The 18,212-nt window shown below is 63.1% G+C and carries 19 protein-coding genes; 9 read left to right on the top strand and 10 right to left on the bottom strand.

Annotated elements, in window-relative coordinates:
* Positions 1-27 precede the first annotated feature (27 nt).
* Together I6E81_RS08805 and hemE are read right to left on the bottom strand one after the other, a co-directional pair.
* Positions 28-1,332: an NAD(P)/FAD-dependent oxidoreductase gene (locus I6E81_RS08805; protein WP_197106937.1), complete on the bottom strand. Its 1,305-nt coding sequence runs from the start codon at positions 1,330-1,332 to the stop codon at positions 28-30.
* A gap of 4 nt (positions 1,333-1,336) precedes the next feature.
* On the bottom strand, positions 1,337-2,395 hold the full coding sequence (hemE, locus tag I6E81_RS08800) for a uroporphyrinogen decarboxylase (RefSeq protein ID WP_197106936.1): 1,059 nt from the start codon (positions 2,393-2,395) through the stop codon (positions 1,337-1,339).
* 17 nt (positions 2,396-2,412) lie between these two features.
* Between hemE and I6E81_RS08795 the strand changes: the two genes are divergently transcribed.
* The 6 genes from I6E81_RS08795 (at position 2,413) to I6E81_RS08770 (ending at position 7,161) form a co-directional block, all read left to right on the top strand.
* Entirely contained in the window at positions 2,413-3,648 is a 1,236-nt protein-coding gene (locus tag I6E81_RS08795) for a glutamyl-tRNA reductase (RefSeq protein WP_197106935.1), read from the top strand.
* A 53-nt stretch (positions 3,649-3,701) separates the two neighbouring features.
* On the top strand, positions 3,702-4,334 hold the full coding sequence (locus I6E81_RS08790) for a GNAT family N-acetyltransferase (protein WP_197106934.1): 633 nt from the start codon (positions 3,702-3,704) through the stop codon (positions 4,332-4,334).
* A 259-nt stretch (positions 4,335-4,593) separates the two neighbouring features.
* Complete coding sequence (locus I6E81_RS08785; protein WP_197106933.1) at positions 4,594-5,169, top strand: ATP/GTP-binding protein; 576 nt, start codon at positions 4,594-4,596, stop codon at positions 5,167-5,169.
* Positions 5,169-5,588: a roadblock/LC7 domain-containing protein gene (locus tag I6E81_RS08780; RefSeq protein WP_197106932.1), complete on the top strand. Its 420-nt coding sequence runs from the start codon at positions 5,169-5,171 to the stop codon at positions 5,586-5,588. The genes I6E81_RS08785 and I6E81_RS08780 overlap by 1 nt, the downstream gene beginning before the upstream one ends.
* 50 nt (positions 5,589-5,638) lie before the next feature.
* Positions 5,639-5,998, top strand: a complete 360-nt coding sequence (locus I6E81_RS08775; protein ID WP_197106931.1) for a hypothetical protein — start codon at positions 5,639-5,641, stop codon at positions 5,996-5,998.
* Between the two features lie 68 nt (positions 5,999-6,066).
* Positions 6,067-7,161 (top strand): DUF2510 domain-containing protein, encoded by a 1,095-nt coding sequence (locus I6E81_RS08770; protein WP_197106930.1) that lies wholly within the window; start codon positions 6,067-6,069, stop codon positions 7,159-7,161.
* Between the two features lie 14 nt (positions 7,162-7,175).
* Here I6E81_RS08770 and I6E81_RS08765 read toward each other — a convergent pair whose 3' ends face one another.
* Positions 7,176-7,949, bottom strand: coding sequence for a serine hydrolase (locus tag I6E81_RS08765; protein WP_307783743.1), 774 nt, complete (start codon positions 7,947-7,949; stop codon positions 7,176-7,178).
* 134 nt (positions 7,950-8,083) lie between these two features.
* A complete protein-coding gene (locus tag I6E81_RS08760; RefSeq protein ID WP_197106928.1) occupies positions 8,084-10,051 on the bottom strand; it encodes a M13 family metallopeptidase in 1,968 nt (655 codons plus the stop codon).
* Positions 10,052-10,126: 75 nt separating this feature from the next.
* Between I6E81_RS08760 and I6E81_RS08755 the strand changes: the two genes are divergently transcribed.
* From I6E81_RS08755 to I6E81_RS08745, 3 genes are read left to right on the top strand one after another with little or no spacing between them, the layout of a single operon-like run.
* The gene (locus I6E81_RS08755) at positions 10,127-11,545 is read left to right on the top strand and encodes an MFS transporter (RefSeq protein ID WP_197106927.1); all 1,419 of its coding nucleotides are present in this window, start codon (positions 10,127-10,129) and stop codon (positions 11,543-11,545) included.
* A gap of 48 nt (positions 11,546-11,593) precedes the next feature.
* Positions 11,594-12,289: an endonuclease NucS gene (gene nucS / locus I6E81_RS08750; protein WP_197106926.1), complete on the top strand. Its 696-nt coding sequence runs from the start codon at positions 11,594-11,596 to the stop codon at positions 12,287-12,289.
* 31 nt (positions 12,290-12,320) lie between these two features.
* A complete protein-coding gene (locus tag I6E81_RS08745) occupies positions 12,321-12,983 on the top strand; it encodes an HAD hydrolase-like protein (protein WP_197106925.1) in 663 nt (220 codons plus the stop codon).
* Between the two features lie 48 nt (positions 12,984-13,031).
* Here the strand turns inward: I6E81_RS08745 and I6E81_RS08740 are convergent, their stop codons facing one another.
* The 6 genes from I6E81_RS08740 to I6E81_RS08715 all read right to left on the bottom strand — a co-directional run bounded on the left by I6E81_RS08740 (position 13,032) and on the right by I6E81_RS08715 (position 18,209).
* Positions 13,032-13,439: a hypothetical protein gene (locus I6E81_RS08740; RefSeq protein WP_197106924.1), complete on the bottom strand. Its 408-nt coding sequence runs from the start codon at positions 13,437-13,439 to the stop codon at positions 13,032-13,034.
* Between the two features lie 155 nt (positions 13,440-13,594).
* Positions 13,595-14,800: an NAD(P)/FAD-dependent oxidoreductase gene (locus tag I6E81_RS08735; protein ID WP_197106923.1), complete on the bottom strand. Its 1,206-nt coding sequence runs from the start codon at positions 14,798-14,800 to the stop codon at positions 13,595-13,597.
* Positions 14,797-15,327 carry an isoprenylcysteine carboxyl methyltransferase family protein gene (locus tag I6E81_RS08730; RefSeq protein ID WP_197106922.1) on the bottom strand — a complete coding sequence of 177 codons (531 nt, stop codon included), beginning with the start codon at positions 15,325-15,327 and terminating at the stop codon, positions 14,797-14,799. Before I6E81_RS08730 ends, I6E81_RS08735 begins: the two co-directional genes overlap by 4 nt.
* 67 nt (positions 15,328-15,394) lie before the next feature.
* Positions 15,395-16,453: a type III polyketide synthase gene (locus I6E81_RS08725; protein WP_197106921.1), complete on the bottom strand. Its 1,059-nt coding sequence runs from the start codon at positions 16,451-16,453 to the stop codon at positions 15,395-15,397.
* Between the two features lie 29 nt (positions 16,454-16,482).
* Positions 16,483-16,992 carry a DoxX family membrane protein gene (locus I6E81_RS08720; protein ID WP_231603897.1) on the bottom strand — a complete coding sequence of 170 codons (510 nt, stop codon included), beginning with the start codon at positions 16,990-16,992 and terminating at the stop codon, positions 16,483-16,485.
* Positions 16,993-16,997: 5 nt separating this feature from the next.
* Entirely contained in the window at positions 16,998-18,209 is a 1,212-nt protein-coding gene (locus I6E81_RS08715; protein ID WP_197106920.1) for an MFS transporter, read from the bottom strand.
* Between the last annotated feature and the right edge of the window lie 3 nt (positions 18,210-18,212).

Genomic DNA, 18,212 nt, shown 5'->3' with positions numbered 1-18,212 from the left:
AAAATACCGTGAGTTAGGTGAACCTAACTATTCTATCTCTTCGGCTGCCTCGGCGGCGGGCTCGGTGGCTGCTTCGGCGGCGGGCTCCTCGGCGGCGAGCGCCAGCAGGCGATCGGCCGTGGCGTTGGCGTGCGTGACGATGCCAGCCAGCCCGGTTCCGCCGACGGTTTCGCCGACAACGACTACGCCATCCGTGCGCTCAGCGGCGGCGAGCGCGGCCGGGCGAACCCATTCGCGACGAGCAAAATCGATGACCGACTCTGGCGGTAGCGAGACCCCGAGCAGCACTTCGGCATCGCGACGAGCGACGTCGGCAAACTCTCCGCCCGGCACCTCGTTGTACGAGAGGCGCACAACGTGGCGGCCATCCGCCTGCTCTTTCAGCCACTGCCATTTCGCCGTCGCATGGGTGAGCGCGCGAGCGGAAACGGCGGTGCAGCCGGGGGCGACGAGCACTCCTGAACCGCGGGGTTCGGCATCCAACGCGGGCGCATCAAGCACGAGGGTTGCGAGCGTGACGGTGCGGCCACGAACCGGGGCGAGGATGCCGGGAGCGGCCACAATGACGGTGCCGTCAAGGTCGGCGAGCTCGTCGGCACTCTCAATGCGCCGGTCGAGCTCAACAATCACGCCGTAGGTCTTCAGGTCGGCGGCCAACTCAGTGACGAGTCGATTGATGCCACCCCGGATGCCCTGAACCGCGGTTCCGGCCGGCATCGCGCTGCGCATCGAACGCACCGCTGCCGCCAGCGACCCGTGGAGGGCGAGGCGTTCCTTGAGCGTTGCAACACGGTCGAGCGGAAGATCGTCGGGGTGCAGCGAGTACACGCCGTGCACGACAGGGGCGACCAGTTTCTCGACAACGGCCTTGCCCATGCGGCGACGAACGAGTGCTCCGAGCGACACGTCAGTGCGCTTTCCGAACCACGGAATCAAAGAATCGAGTTGCGCACGCAGAGCGCCGCCCATGCCCAGAACTGCGATCGTCTGCGCGTCGAGCGGTGTCGCCGGAATGCCCAAGATGCCGGTGCTGGGCAACGGGAGGGCCGCGCCATCCACGGGCTGCAGCCAAGCACCTTCGTCGCTCGGTGAAACGATGTCGTCGCCAAGACCCAGCTCGCGAGCGAGGTCGGCAACAGTATCGCCGCGGGTGGCGAAGCTTTCGGCTCCGGCATCCAGATTGATACCGCCGACAAGGTGGGATGCCACGGTGCCGCCCAGATGATCGCTTGCCTCCATGAGACGCACGGTCCGTCCCGCCATAGCGAGACGGCGCGCCACAACGAGTCCGGCAATGCCCCCGCCAACGACGGTGAATTCTGTCGTGCTCACGGCACTAACCTTCCTGGTGAACGAGCTCCACGATCTTGGTGAGCACATCCGGATCGGTGTCGGGGCCAACACCGTGGCCGAGATTCACGACGTGGGCTGGGGCAACGCGGCCACGGTTCATGACGTCGCGCACGTGCGCTTCGAGCACATGCCACGGTGCGCCAAGCAGCGCGGGGTCGATGTTGCCCTGCAGTGGCACTCCGCCACCGAGGCGACGATCAGCCTCATCGAGCGGGATGCGCCAGTCAACACCCATCACGTCGGCGCCAATGCCGTGCATGGCCTGCAACACTTCGCCGCTGCCGACACCGAAGTGAACCTTCGGAACCTCGTAACCGCGCAAGTGCGAAAGAACGCGCTTGGAGTGCGGGGCAACCCGGCGCACGTACTGCTGCTCGGAGAGCGAGCCGACCCAGGAGTCGAACAGCTGAACGGCAGAGGCGCCAGCCTCAACCTGGGCGATCAAGAATTCGCCAGCGACATCCGCACACCAGTTGAGCAAGTTCGCCCAGGTCTGCGGGTCGGAATACATGAGTGTGCGAGCACGCTGCTGGTCTTTGCTCGGGCCACCCTCAACCATGTACGACGCGAGAGTGAATGGTGCTCCAGCGAAACCGATCAGCGGGGTGGTTCCGAGCTGAGCAACGGTTTGCGCGACAGCCTCGCGGATGGGGGCAAACGCAGCCGGGTCGATCGGGTGCAGCTTGGCGACATCCGCCGCCGTACGAATGGGGTTAGCGAACACGGGGCCACGACCGGGAACAATCTCGACCTCAACGCCGGCAAGCTTGGCGGGGATCACGATGTCGCTGAAGAAAATAGCGGCGTCGACATTGTGGCGACGCACGGGCTGCATCGTGATTTCGCTCGCGAGGTCGGGCGTGAGGCACGCCTCCAACATTTCGTTGCCTTCGCGCAGTTTGCGGTACTCGGGAAGGGAGCGGCCGGCCTGGCGCATAAACCAGACGGGAGTGGTTTCGGGGCGATCGCCGCGGTAGGCCCGGATGATAGGCGAGTTAGCTGTGCGGCCGTCGAGAAGTGGGTGGTCAGAATTCAAAGTCACGGGGTTAACATTAGGTTGTGCTCCTGTGTCTTAGCTCGAATCATCGCAACGCGAGCTTAGACGTACTCGAAAGTCTGTCTGAGGTCGCCCCGGCGGCCACCGTCGACCTCGTTTCGCACAATGATTTCGTTGCCGGAGCCGTTCTGGTTGCCACCTGCAACCGCTTCGAGGCCTACCTCGATGTCGAGGAACCGCTCACTGCCGCCACGGCCATTACGGTCTGCTCGCTGCTCGAATCACTGAGCGAGCGCACCGGCCTCAGCATCGACACGCTCCATTCCTCCATCGCCGTTCATGAGGGGGCGGATGCCGCAGCTCACCTCTTTGCGGTGACCTCGGGTCTTGAATCCGTCGTGATCGGTGAAGCCGAGATCTCAGGTCAGGTCAGCCGCGCGCTCGATCAGGCACGCAAAGACGGTACGACCACTCGCGACCTCGAGCGCCTCTTTCAGCGCGCCACTCACACGAGTCGTGGCATCAAGAACAACACGGCCATCGGCGGGGCAGGCAAGTCCCTCGTGCGCCTCGCTCTCGAACTGGCCTCAAGCCGCGTCGCCGACTGGTCGACCGCGAGCGTTCTCGTCGTGGGCACCGGCCGCTACGCCGTCACGACCGTCAACGCCCTGCGCGACAAAGGCGCACTCGACCTTCGCGTCTTCTCCCCCTCGGGCCGCGACGCCGCCTTCGCCCTCAAGCACGGCCTCACCCCCAGCGAAGACTTCGACGTTGACGTCATCGTCACGTGTACCGCAAGCGCCGTGCTCGGCACCGAGCGCTTCTCGGCCGCCAGCAAGTGCCTCGTGCTCGACCTTGGTCTCCCCCGCAATGTTGACCCCGCGGTTGGCCAGCTCGACGGCGTTGACCTGCTCGACCTCGAAACCATTAGCCTGCACGCACCGCTCGAAGAACTGAACGCGCACGCGGATGCTCGCGACCTGGTTCGCACGGCCGCCCACGAATTCGCTGCCGAAAGCCAGGCGGAGCCAGCCATCGTTGCTCTTCGCAAGCACCACTTCGCCCTCCTTGAGGCGGAAATTGCTCGCGCCACTGCTCGCGGAGCCGGCGACGAAACCATCTCGGCGCTGCGTCACCTCGGTGGCGTCTTGCTGCACGGCCCTTCGGTGCGCGCCCGCGAGTTCGCGGCGGAAGGCCGCGTCGCAGAGTTTGATGCTGCCCTCTCAGCGCTCTACAACATCCCGGTCGAACGCACGGCACGGGCAAGCGACGCCCAGGCGCGACCGCACACGGCGTAATCACGGGTCGCGATACTGGCCTTCGGCACCACCCACAACGATGAGGGGCTCGCATGAAACCGTATGAGTCAACAGCGCCCCTCCACACCGAGCGCCTCGTGCTGCGCCGTCTCACTCTCAGCGAGCACGATATCGATGACCTGCACACCCAGCAGTCAGACCCCGAGCTCACCACCTACATGCTCTACGAGCCCCGCGACCGCGCCACGATAATCGAGAAGATCACCGAGTGGACGGCCAGCGAAGTGCTCGCGGAGACTGACGATTACGTGCAGCTGGCCATTGAGCTTCCGGATGCTGTTCCTCCCGTTGCTGCGGGTGCGGTGCGCTCAGCTCACCACCGCGAGCGCCGCCCGGTGATAATCGGCACCCTGTATTTCAAGATCGAGAGCGCTGAGGATTCGAACGCTGAGATCGGCTGGGCACTGCATCCCGATTTTCAGGGCAAGGGCTATGCCCGGGAGGCGGCATCCGCTCTGCTCGATCTCGCTTTCGATACCCTGAAGCTGCACCGAGTTTTCGCCAATCTGGATCCCCGAAACGACGATTCCGTTCGCTTGTGTCTCGCGCTTGGCATGCGGCATGAAGCGCACCACGTAGAAGATATGTGGTTCAAGGGCGCGTGGGCCGACACCGGCATTTACGCAATTCTCGATCGCGAATGGGCTGCACACCCGCACGGTTAAGGCTCCCGCTCCCCCGCCTTAGTCTGCGAATTCCCCCAATTTCCGCGGAAAATGAACACCCAGACTAGGGGACAGACAGAACGTTCTGGTGCAGTTTTCTGCGGGTTCTGTTTTCACGTCCCCCGAGTGGGGACTCGTGAAGATTTTGGGCAGCGCCGATTCTATTAACGCCACAAACGATGATCGATCGTTTCGCACATTTTTCACGCCCATCTGATGAGGCGTTCGCTCCGAACCACTAACCAACCGAAAGAGATCTATGTCTGAGCACGTCGTTTTGTTTGCTGGCCCCATGGGCTCCGGCAAGACGACCGCTATTCGCAGTCTGAGCGAAATCGATGTGGTGTCGACCGAGGCTACCAACACGGATCGCGAGACAGCGGATAAAGAGACCACTACGGTGGCGCTTGACTACGGCGAGATCACCATCGACGATGTCACGAAGGTTCGCCTCTACGGAGTTCCGGGGCAAAAGCGCTTCGATTTCATGTGGTCAATTTTGGCGGGCCGCGCACGTGGTCTACTGCTGCTGATCAACAATGATGCGCCCGACTCTGTCGCGTTGCTTCTCGAATACCTCAACGACTTCCGTGACCTTCACTCCCGCGGCGCAGTCGTCATCGGTGTCACGAAGTCTGATGTTTCCGAAACACCCAGTGTTGCCGACTACTCGGCCGCACTTACCGCTGCGTCTCCCGACCAGCTGATTCCCGTGTTCACCGTCGACCCTCGCAATGCCGAAGAGATGCGCACCCTGTTGCTCACCCTCGTTGCCAGCGTCGAAATGCGTGAACTCCTTGCACCTGCCCCGACACCGATTTCCGAGAACATCTAATGAACCTCACCCCTACGCCCGTCGCCGCTATTGCGTCGCACCTGAACCCCGTCCACATCGATGCCGGCAACCGCACCCTCGCCGAAATGCAGGATCTCGCGAGCTCACTCACCTTTGCCTCGCTGCTCACCGATGACGGCTTCGAGATCGTTCACCTCAATGGAACCCATACGGATGGCGGACGCTTCGCCAGCATGTCCAGCTCAGTGCAAGCACTCAGCGATGCTGTCGCCCACGAACTGAAAATCGGCACCAACGAGTACGTGATCATCGCATCCGAACTCGGCCACGTCATCCAACTGCGCGTTCAAGGGCACCCCATCGTGCTCGCTGCGCTGTTCGATACTCATGAAACTTTGGGCAAAGGCCTCTCGATCGCTCGCATCGCCGCGCGTCGCATGGCCGAACTCATTGCTTAACCAGCATCACATCGAAGTAACACCAACCCGACACCTAAACGGAGAACACAATGTCAAACATCACTGAAACCCTCGCCGCTCTTCTCGAGACCGATGGCGCTATGGCTGCCGCAGTAGTCGACAGCGGATCGGGCATGCTGCTCGGAAGCGCCGGAAGCGGCATCGACCTCGACGCAGCAGCAGCCGGAAACACCGAGGTTGTGCGCGCGAAGCTCAAGACCATGAAGGCTCTCGGCCTCAAGGACTCCATCGATGACATCCTCATCACGCTCTCGAGCCAGTACCACATCATCCGCCCGTTGGCATCGAACCCCGAGGTCTTCATCTACTTCGTACTCGACAAGGCGAAGTCGAACCTCGCGCTTGCACGTATCAACGTCAAGACCGCCGACTCCAGCCTCGGCCTCTAAGAATCCACTCGCTGTGGCGGTCATTCGATGACCGCCACAGCAGGCTTTACTGCTCAGAAAGAAACATCATGACCGACGGCACCAGTATCCCCGCTGGGTGGTACCGCGACCCGCTTGGCGCTCTGCAACTTCGCTGGTGGGATTCCGCGTCTTGGACCGAGCACGTTTCGGCCCTCGACAGCTCGCCAACACCACTAAACGACACGATCGCTGAAGAACAGTTCAACGTCAGCGCTCCCGCCACCGCCGCGGACCCCGAGGTGCTCATCATTCACCCGGCCGCCCGCAAGAGCGCCCGCGATCATGCGAACGCGAGTGCCTCCATGGCCTCGGCAATGCCCGCAATGGGCGGCACGACAACTACGGCGACGGCCACCGCCCCTATCCCGGTCACAGCCTCATCGACGGTCGCCGCTGCTGCTTCACCTGCTGACGAGCCGACGCGCGCCACGGCACACATTCTCAACGTCACCCCGATAGACGACGACAACACTCGAGCGGATGCCGCCTCCGGTGCGTCTGCAGCCGGCAAGCGCCGCACCGGTCCCGCTAGCAGTGTTGATATCGCTCTGCCCGCAGCTACGTGGAACGCGCTGAACCGCGCCATCACCGAAGCCGTTCATTCCGCTGCGGAACCGCTCGTGGAACTCCGCTTCGCCGACGCCCCCACCCTGGTCATTGACCCCCGCGGCGGCGTCTACTGGTGGGCCCAACCTCTCGAAAGACTCTCTGCAACAAACACCGATGGTGATGTGGAGACCGTCGCTCGCCCGCTCGCGATTCACCACAGCGAGGCCGGCCGCGACTGGGAACCCCTGATTTGGCTCATTGGCACGCAGGCTCAGCCCGAGTCATTCGATCCGTTGAGCCTTTCGGGTGCTCGCTTCAAGCTGCGTCGCTGGCCAAACCTCACCACGCTCACGCACACGACCGATCAGATGAGCATGACCGCAATGCTCGGCGCCGCCTACCTCACGATCACCGAACTCGCGTCACTCGCGCATGTTCCCGAAGACGAAGCGCGTCGTCTGGTCTCCACTTTTGAACTGATGGGTCTGTTGACGCACACCGTCGATACGACCGCAGATGTGATTCGGATGCCTGAGCCGGAAGCCTCGAAAGAGGGAATCTTCTCTCGACTGAAGGCACGATTCAGTCGCTAGCCGCGGGGCGCGCCTTAGTGCACGTACTCCAGCAGGTCGAGGCCGAAGGTGCGCATCGCTTCAATCACGCGCAAGCGTGAACGAAGGTTGGCGTCATCAAATTGAATGGATGCCGCATACGCGACCGCGCGCTTGTTGCCTCTGAGGGCGCCCGCTTCCGCTCGCACCCCCTGGTCGATTCCGGTCTTGTTGACCAGCAGTGTGTTGTGGTCTGCTCCCCGGTGAGCCAGGGGATCAAGCCCGAACGCACTCGCCACGAGCGACAGATCGGTGTTGAGCGAGAGCCAACCGAGCACGCGCTGGCTGGCGATCGAGTTCACAATTTCGCCACGGGCGAGGGCGCCGAATAGCCAGCTGAGTTCGATGGCGGAGCCGACGGAAAGCTGGGGTGCATCGTCGGGACCGCGGGTGTCACGCACGAGGTCGAGAAGTGCTGTCTTGGTGAGGCCGAGGGATTCGGTGCGGGCTCGCACAGCATCCAACCCAATGAGGCGCAGCAGGATGTTGGTCGCGAGGTTGTCGCTGGTCGCCCCGACGAGGGCCGCCAAGTCCGCCACCGGAAGCGATGGTGCCTGCAAGTGCTGCCATAGCCCGGCGGCGCCGACGGAGGCTCCGGGAACTTTGTCGAGGATGCCGTAGGGCGCAAAGTCGCGACTATCGAATCGTGCCGCTACTTCGATGAGCAACAGGATCTTGCCGATGCTGGCCGTAGGAAGCTCTACCCGATCGTCGATGCTGAGGATCGTCTTGCCCGTGTTGATGTCGACCGCACTGGCGGATACGCGCACGCTGCGATCGGCAAGTTTCAGTTTTCCAAGCGCGGCAAAGGTACTGGTGAAGTTGGGTACTTCTCCAGTTCCGGCATGCTTCGCAACTCGGGGGGTGCGAATGCGATTCCGGCGTTCTCGGGTTTGCTCGATCTCTACCAAATAGTGACGCGATCTTTCGGGTCCAGCCACAACGAATCGGATTTCGTAACACTAAATGTCTCATAGAACGCGTCAAGATTGCGAACAATTTGGTTGCATCGGAACTCGTTCGGCGAGTGAGGATCGATCGCGAGCAAGCGAATTACCTCTTCATCGCGACCCTTTTGCTGCCACGCTTGCGCCCAGGACATGAAGAATCGCTGCGCACCGGTGAGACCGTCGATGACGGGTGCGTCAGCTCCGTCGAGAGAGATTTGGTAGGCCTTCCACGCAATCGCGAGCCCACCGAGGTCGCCGATGTTCTCGCCAATCGTGAGTGACCCATTGACGTGGTGCTCGGGAACCTGAGCCGGAGCCAGAGCGTCGTACTGGTCGATGAGCGACTTCGTGCGCTCTTCGAACGCGGCCTTATCTTCGGGAGTCCACCAGTCAATGAGGCGACCGTCGCCGTCGTATTTGGACCCCTGATCGTCGAAGCCGTGACCAATTTCGTGACCGATTACCGCACCGATCGCGGCATAGTTGGCGGCGTCATCCCGACCCTCGTCAAAGAAGGGGTACTGCAGGATGGCGGCGGGGAAGACGATCTCGTTGAAGCCGGGGTTGTAATAGGCGTTGATGGTTTGCGGCGTCATGAACCACTCGTCGCGGTCGAGCTCTTTGCCGATCTTGCCGAGTTCACGCTGGAACTCGAATTCGTTGGCCGCACGCACGTTGCCGGCGAGGTCATCCGCGCTGATCTCAAGCGTGGAATAGTCGCGCCACTTTTCGGGGAACCCGATCTTGGGCGTGAACTTGTCGAGCTTGTTGAGAGCACGCTCGCGCGTGGTTGGGCTCATCCACTGCAACTGAGTAATCGACTGACGGTAGGCCTCAACGAGGTTAGCGACGAGTACATCCATCGCCGCCTTGGCCGTCGGCGGGAAGTGGCGGTCAACGTAAATCTTGCCCACGGCTTCGCCAAGCACACCCTCGACCAGCGAGACGCCGCGCTTCCAGCGGGCACGAAGCTGGGGAGTGCCCGACAGCGTGCGACCGTAGAAGTCGAAGTTGGCCTCCACAAAATCACCCGACAGGTAGGCGGCGTTGTTGCGGATGACCTGCCACGACAACCAGTCACGCCACGCCTGCAGGTGGTCGTCACTCAGCACCGCCTCGAGCCCTTCGGCGAAGCTGGGCTGGCGCACAACAACCTCGTCAAAGGAGTGGGCGGGAACATCGATGGCGTCGAGCCACACGTTCAGGTCGACAGAACCCGTGAGGTCGTTGGCGGCGTGCCACGTCATCGGGTTGTAGGTCTTTTCGCTGTCGCGGTTGGCGACGTTGTCCCAGTGCTTCGACGCGATCTCGGTTTCGAGGGCGACGATGCGGCCGGCACGCTCAGCCGGGGCATCGAGACCGGCGAGCGTGAGCATCCGCTCAATAAAGGTTTCGTACTTGGCGAGAATTTCGGCGAACTTTTCTTCGCGGTAGTACGACTCGTCGGGAAGGCCGAGGCCGCCCTGCTCGAGGAAGACGAGGTAGCGCTCGGGGTTGCCGGGGTCGTTGTCGACGAAGAGTTGGAAGAAGCCACTCGTGCCGCCGCGTTCGAGGCGACCGAGAGTGCTGAGAAGAGTGGGGATGGAATCGACAGCGGCTACGTCGGCAAGCTGCGGTGCGATGGGGGTAGCCCCGAGCTCGTCGGCACGGGCCTCATCAAGGAAGCTTGCATAGAGGTCGCCGACCTTGCGCGCTTCAGTGCCCGGCTCAGCCGACTGCGACTCAATGATGATGTCGCGCACAGCGGCTTCCGACTCTTCGGCCAGCACCATGAAGGAGCCATAGCGCGCCTTGTCCGACGGAATCTCGGTGCGGTCAATCCAGGCACCATTCACATGGCGGAAGAGATCGTCTTGAGGGCGCACCTTCTCATCAAGATCGTTGACGGCAATTCCGGAAGGCAATGACGATTCGACACTCATGCACCCCAGCCTAGAGCGTTCTTTACAAGGATTCGCTGCGAATCTGAGACCAGTGGATAGCCCTACACTTAAGTGATGACAGCCTCTGACTCGGCCGCCACACCACCATCTCTTCCCCACGGCCTCACCACCCACCAAGTGCTTTCGTGGCGCAACGCGATTGCAACCCTCTTCGCCCTCGCTGGCTTCTCCTTTGCCAGTTGGGTAGGTCGCATCCCGACCGTTCGCGACACCTTCGATGCCAGTCACTCCGAAATCGGCGTGCTGCTGTTTGGGCTCGCCATCGGTTCCCTTCTGGGGCTTGTCGTCGCGGGCAAGTTGGTCGAACGATTCGGCGCAAAGATCGTCGTGCGCGCGTGCGTCGTGCTGTTTGTCGCGTCACTAGCGGCCACCGCGATCATCATCGGGCTCGTCGGAAGCTTCTTCGGCGCGGTGATCTCGCTCGCCGTGTTCGGCTTGGCCTTCAGCACGTACGACGTTGCCATCAACCTGTCGGGCACCGCCAACGAACGGCTGCTCGGTCGCTCGAGCATGCCAACGCTCCACGGGTTCTACAGTCTCGGGACGATGGCGGGCGCTGGGTTTGGCGCAGCGGCGGAAGCGCTGCACGTTCCTCTCGCCACCCACCTGATCGTGGTGTCGATCATCGTGCTGATCACCGCACTGGTCGTTTCCGCGTTCATCCTTCCGGAGCGCCTGGCGGATCCCCCGCCCAACACCGTCGAGATGAAGATCGCCGCGGGAGAGCTGACCGCGCCGAAGCTCAAGAGCGTCTGGCTCGAACCACGCACCATCCTGATCGGCATCATCGTGCTCGGGATGGCATTTGCTGAAGGCTCCGCAATCGACTGGCTCGCTCTCGCCATGGTTGATGGCTACGAAATCTCCAACGCCTTCGGCACCCTGATTTTCGGTGTCTTCGTGACAGCAATGACCGCGACCCGCTTCTTCGGAGTTCGCGCCCTCGACCGCTTCGGTCGCGTTCCCGTGCTGCGGACATCCGCTGGCCTAGCCGCTGCCGGCCTGCTGCTCGTCATTTTCTCGCCCGTTGTCTGGCTCGCGGTTGTGGGCACCGCGCTGTGGGGCGCAGGTGCTGCGCTCGGATTCCCCGTGGGAATCTCGGCCGCCGCCGACGACCCCAAGCGCGCCACCGCCAGAGTCACCGCCGTCGCGACGATTGCGTACGCTTCGACCCTCATCGGACCGCCCATGATTGGTGTGCTGAGCGACCAAGTCGGCGTGCTGAACGCGCTGCTACTCATCGTCGTTCTCGCGATTATTTCCGGGCTGCTTTCGCCGTACGCCCGCGAGTTGGCAGGCCGCCACGCGTACACCTACATCGACTTCTCTTCGCCGGGTCCAACATCCGCTGCCGTCAGTATGGCGACGACCGAAATGCACTTCGTCATCACTCCCGAGCAGATCGAAGAAGCGCAGCGGGAGAACGCGCGGCGGGGTCTCGGCAAGTTCAAGCGCAAGCGCCCCGGCAAATAGCGCGGCAGCAAATAGCAACTGCCTGCCGCACACCGTTAGGCTCATCGGGTGCGACTTGTCATAGCCAAATGCTCCGTTGATTACGCCGGACGCCTCAGTGCCCACCTGCCCCTCGCGACGCGACTGCTGTTGCTGAAGGCCGACGGCAGTGTGCTCGTGCACTCCGATGCGCTCTCGTACAAGCCGCTCAACTGGATGAGCCCGCCCTGCGTGCTTTCCACCCTTGAACCCGAAGCCGAGCAGTCGGATGCCGGAGTCACCGAGATCTGGAAAGTCGCCCACACCAAGTCGGCTGACATGCTCATCGTCTCTATTCACGAAATCCTGCACGATTCAAGCCACGCGCTAGGCGTCGACCCCGGACTGCAAAAGGATGGTGTCGAGGCTCACCTGCAGAAGTTGCTGGCCGAGCACATCGACATTTTGGGCGACGGCTACCGTCTCGTGCGCCGCGAATACATGACCGCCATTGGGCCGGTCGACATTCTTGCGACCGACGAGAAGGGCGCGAGCGTTGCGGTGGAGCTCAAGCGTCGTGGCGACATCGACGGCGTCGAGCAGTTGACGCGGTACCTCGAGCTGATGAACCGTGACCCGCTGCTGGCTCCCGTCACGGGCATCTTTGCCGCCCAGGAAATCAAGCCACAGGCACGTACGCTCGCGAAGGACCGCGGCATCCGCTGTGTGCTGTTGGACTACGACGAAATGCGCGGGCTCGACGACCCCAACATGCGATTGTTCTAGTATTCAGGCGCGCGCCTTAGGCTGGTAACAAATGGCTAATAACTGGACTTGCATTCTCGTTGACCTCGACGGCACGATCGCTGACTCGGCGCCCGGAATCACGGCGTCGCTCGCCTACATGTTTGAGGAAATGGGCTACCCCGTTCCCTCCGCTGAAGAGTTGCGCGCCTACGTTGGCCCGCCCATTGTGGACTCGTTCCGTGACCGCGCCGGGTTCACGCCCGTTGAAGCGGCGCAGGCACTCTCGATCTACCGCCGCCATTACATGGAGGGCAACAGCGCCAACGGAAGCGACATCTTCCCCGGCATTCCCGAGGTGCTGAAGACGCTGCACGCGACCGGGATTCCGCTGTCGCTGGCGACCTCGAAGCCCGAATTCCCGGCATCCGTGATTCTGGATCATGCGAACCTCACGCAGTACTTCCGCGTGATGGCCGGCGCCTCGATCGACGAGATTCGTAGCGCCAAGAAGGATGTGGTGGCCGAGGCCATCACCCGCCTGAAGATGATCGGTGCCGACGTGAGCAACCCGGTCATGATCGGTGACCGCTTCTACGACATCGAGGGCGCTGCCGAGCACAACATCCCCACGATTTATGTCGACTGGGGTTACGGCAACCCGGGCGAATCCGACGGATCGCTCGCTGTGGTGTCGAAGGCTGAAGAACTGCTGCCGCTGCTGCTTCCCAGCTAGCGGGGAGCGAGCGTGTAGCGGCCCGCGCGGGCACGAAGGCTGCTACTGCTAACCGAATTTCGGGTCGAGCGGGTATTTGATTTCGCAGAGGTACTGCACCGCATAGAACTTCTCTTTGTCGAAGTCTTCAGTCTCTTCCCAACCGATGCCGCCGTCCTCGACCGTAACGTCGAATCCGTGAGAGCTGAGACAGTCGGCACGGGCGATCGGTAACTCTTCGATCGTGACAAAACGTACGAACGATGCCTCAGGCACTTCGACGTCGGGATACAACTCCTGCAACCTCTCCAACGCTGCATCAGCCTGCTCTTCGGCACGCTGCGCAGTTTCTGCCGGAGGAAGGTCTGGCTGGGCAATTGTTCGAGGACCCTCGGACGTGCAGCCAGCGAGAGTCGCCGCGGCGACTGCGGCAATGAGCGCGATCGAGGTTCGGTGTGATGTGCGCATCATTGACATCGCTGTCTCTTTCTTTGCCGCAGGAACGTGGTCTTGTCTCAAAGTACGTCGCGGCCTGAAGACCGTCAATGCGATTCAGCAGGTTTACAGAGAAAATATCAGATTAGTGATCTGGATGCTCTGTGGCTGTCTCGGCCTCTACCGCGCCGGGCCCTCTACCTCGCGAGACTCTCCACCACGCGACCGTAGACACCAGGCAGTCGCGCGGCGAACGGCACGATGGCTCGGCGCAGCGGTGAGTTCGCGGCCGCCACGAGCCCGGTGGTGAGCAGCCGGAAGTCGCGGGTCACTCGACGCCACTCGCGTTCGTACCGTTCGGGCTTGCCGGCAACGATGCACTCGATTGCGGCGCGCGCCTCCGCCAGCCCTAAGCGGATGCCCTCCCCCGTGATCGCATCGACATAGCCAGCGGCGTCGCCCACGAGCAGCACTCGGCCTGCGCGCTGCCCGGTCGTGTTCTGCAATAGCGGACCAGCACCCCGCACGCTTGACGCCGGCGTCGCCCCGCGCAGTCGCTCGGCGAGCGCCGGCACACTTGCCAACGCCTCCTCGAACGACGTTCCACGCGGGCCCAGCACCGCAATACCCACTTCGGTATCGCTCACCGGCGTGACATACAGCTCGGCATTCGGCGCCCAATGCACCTCCACGAGATCAGTCCACGGAGCAACCTCAAAGTGCTGCCGGATGCCGAACCGCCGAGAATCACGTCGCCTCACGCGGCGAGGGCGCGCGGCCAGCCCAACCAGCTCGCGCACTGTGGAGTGCAGGCCATCGCAGCCGAGCATCCACTGCCCCTCGATGGTGCGACCGTCAGCGAGGTGCGCGGATACCGCGCTCGCGCTCGCTTGCGTCTTCGTGCCGCCGTGGCCGCTTTCTGCGCGGTGCGCACTGCGGCTCCGGCCATCCATCTGAGCCCTGTCGCCAGGCTGCTCGATCGCCTCAACCTTGCCGTGGTCGAACGCGACTCCGAGCTCGACCGCGCGTTCGGTGAGCGCCCGGTGCAGTTCGGTGCGACGGACGCCGAGCGCGGCATCCGAAGCGAATCGGTGCTCGGCGGTGCGGGTGCCGTCTTGATAGCTGATGCCCGCGATCCTGCGCCCGTGCGGGTGAACCCCGAGGGCGGCGAGTTCGGTGACGGCACCGGGCATGACTCCTTCGCCGCAGGCTTTGTCGATCGTGCCGGTGCGGGGTTCGATCACGAGGGCGGTGAGGCCGTGGATCCGCGCGTTGATGGCGGCGGCGAGACCGATCGGCCCGCCACCGACGACGACGACGTCAACCACTGGCACAGCGTTCGGCTCTGCCACCACATCATCGGCCGCACGTGCAGCAACCGCATCCTCGCCCGCCGCACTCATGGCGTCAGTTCGCGCAGTGCCCGGTTTTCCGTCGGGATGCGGAACGCCAGCAGCAGCACCGCATTCAGCACGGTGAAGACAATCGCGGTGACCCACGCGGTGTGCACGAGCGGCAACGCGATCCCCTCGATTGCGACAACCAGATAGTTGGGATGCGGCAGCCACGTCATCTTGTACGGTCCGCGGTTTTGCACGCGGCCGGCCCCGGGCACGACGATCACGCGCGTGTTCCACTGAGCGCCAAGCGAGCTGATGATCCAGTAGCGCGCCGCCTGGCAGAGCAGGGTGACGATGAGCATCGGTATTCCGAGCCACAACAGGAAGGGGCGATCGGCGACGATCACTTCGGCAACGCAAGCGATCAGCAGCCCGGTGTGCAGGGCCACCATCCACGGAAAATGCTTCTGCCCGTACTCGCGACCGCCACGCTCGAACGCCGCGGCGGCATTGCGCTTGGAGATGCGCAGCTCATAGAGGCGCTCCATGCTGGTGCCCACGATGAGGGCGATGTAGGCGATGACGGTCATGCGCGGGGCTCCTTCATGCTCACAACTCGGCCGTTGCGATAGCCGTGAAATCCGGCGACGCCGCGCATCACGACCACTCCAAGAGAACGAACTCGGCGCTCACGCCCGGGCCGAGCGCGAAAGCGAGAGCGTGACTACCGGGGGCGGGCGCAGGGTCTGCGTGCAGAGCATCCGCGAGCACATGCAGCACGGCCGCCGACGACAGGTTGCCGACGCGAGCGAGGCAATCCCAACTCGACTGCAGGTCGCTGCGCTCAAGCCCGAGCGAACTCTCGAACGCTTCGAGCACGCGCGGGCCGCCCGGATGCGCAATCCAGGTATCGATGTCGGCGATCGTCAGACCGTTGCGGCCCAGAAAGTCGCTGACTTCGCCCGGGAAGCTGTTCTGAATTACGTCGGCCACGCCCGCGCTCAGCACGATCTCGAAACCCGTGCCGCCCACGTTCCAGCCGATCACGTCGTGACTGTCGGCGACGAACGTGCTGCGGGTGTCGATCACGCGCGGGCCCGGCTCGCTGCGGTTCTCCCCCACCATTACGACCGCTGCGGCACCGTCGCCGAAGAGGCCGGTGGCGACAAAGTTGGCCATGCTGTGGTCGTCGCGCTGCAGCGTGAGCGAGCACAGTTCGACGCTCAGCAGTACGCCGACCTCATCCGGATGCCCGACCAAATAGTCATGCACGCGGGCCAAGCCCGCGGCCCCCGCCAAACAGCCGAGGCCGAACGAAGGAACCCGCTTCACGTCGGGTCGTAGCCCCAGCCGTGGGATTAGTAGCGCGTCGATCGACGGCGCCGAGATGCCGGTCACGGAAGTGAAGAAGACGAAGTCGACGTCGCTCGGGGTGAGGCCGGCATCCGCGAGCGCCGTGGTCAGCGCTCGCTCAAGCAGCTCGGTCGAGACGCGGATGAACTCATCGTTCGTCTCGCGAAAACTGCCGAGTGCGGGATACCTTTCGAGCGGAAGCGCCATGTGGCGACGGTCGATGCCACTGGCTCCGTGCATGCGCTCAATCACGGCCTGATGGCGGGAATTCTCAGCCAACAGCGGCGCGAGCATGCCGGTCATTTCGGCCTGCGTGTAGCTATATTCGGGCACCACCGGGGCGACTGCCGCAACTCTGCTCATTCAGAGACTCCGCTCTTTCACAGAAGTTATCACGCGCCGAGGGTGCGCCCGTCGTTGCGGCGATAGGCACGCCAGGCGCGCCACGCGCCGGTCGACCAGAGCGCCCAGAGAACGAGCACGGGCTGGAACGGCATCCGAATCCACCGTTTGAGGTCAGTGTCGAGACCGAGTGAGTCAACCTGATTCACGAGCTGGGAGATGTTGCCGGGGTAGATCGCGATGAAGAATGCCGCCGCAACCCAGCCCACGTAGGGGCGGTACTTCTTGGCGAAGATGAGCGCACTGCCCAGCGCAATCTCGACGACTCCGGAGGCCACGACCACAAAGTCTTGGTCAAACGGTTGCCAATCGGGCACTTGCGCCTGAAAGTCTTCGCGCGCAAAAGTGAGATGGCCGATGCCGGCAAACACGAGCGAGGCTCCGAGAGCGATGCGCCCAATTCGGCGGCCGATGCGGCTGGCACGGGATGGCTCGGTGGGCGCGGTTGAATCTCTGACTGACGCGACTTCGATCTGCTCGCGGGGTGGTGTCGGCTCCATCTTCCCTATCTTGGTGCGCTCGGCTTAGAGTCTGCCGAGCCTGAAGCCTGCCGCGGCCCAAAGATCACGAACATGATGGCGACGAGGATCGCCCACGCGGGATACGTCAGCCACACCCATTCGGCTCCGGGCTCACCGGAGTCGGCGAGCGCGTAAATCACGCCGGCCGAGCCGCTTCCCACTGCGCCACCGATCGCGTTCGCGAGGCCCTGAACCCCGAAGTAGCTCGCGACGGAACCATCGGGGGCGAAGCGTGACACTGTCGCGTTGAGCACAGGCTGCACCAACATTTGGCCGACGATGAACACGGCGACGCCGACGAGCATCCCGACCAGATTCGTTGACAGCCCCATGAGCCCGACGCCTACGCCCAAGCATGCGGTTGCGCCGGCGAGAGTGATGCGGTCGGGCAGGAAACGATTGGCCGCACCCGTGAGCGGCAGCATCGTGATCACCATGACCACGGCGGCCCCCGAATAGATGAAGCCGAGGTCGGAGGGCCCCGAGGTGAACTCGGCAGCCCGGAACGGGATCACGAGATAGAACTGCGCGATGAGCACCGCGGTACCCGCGACGAGCGCGCAGTAACGCAGGAATGCGGCATCTGCGAAGGCCACTCTCAAGCGCGGAGGCGTGCGGGCCCGCTCTTCGTCGCTCGGGTGCGGCAATCCGAAGGCGCTGATGATGAACGCGATCACGAACATCGCCGCCGCCGACAAACTCACGAAAGCAAAGTCGGCACCGGCAAGGAACCCGCCGATGATGGGGCCAACAATGAAGCCGACGTTGCTGACGACTTCGCGAGTCGAATACACCCGCACCCGGTCGGCGCCGGTCGTGAGAGCGGCATAGGCCGAATAGCTCGCCGGGTGAAAAAGCGCGCCGCCTAGGCCGGTAAAGATCGATGCCACTACTAGCAGCGGAATCGACTCGACAGTGCCGAGCATCGCGAAGCCCAGCGCCCGAACCAATACCCCGATCAGGATGGCGCGGCGAAAGTTGATGCGGTCAGCAACCCACCCGGCGATCGGCATCATCCCGTTTTGGGCTGCCGTACGGAGTGCCGTGAGGGCTGCGACGACCGCGATCGTGAGGGTCAGATCTTGCAGAAAGTGATACGCCAGCAGCGGCACGAGCATGTAAAAACCGACGGCCATCGTGAAGGTGTCGCCATAGAGAACCTTCAGCGCAAACGAGATCGGCGGGCGTTTCGCCACTCC

This window comes from Salinibacterium sp. NG22, assembly GCF_015864925.1.
Classification (GTDB): domain Bacteria; phylum Actinomycetota; class Actinomycetes; order Actinomycetales; family Microbacteriaceae; genus Rhodoglobus.
This window is presented reverse-complemented; position numbering and strand designations above follow the sequence as displayed.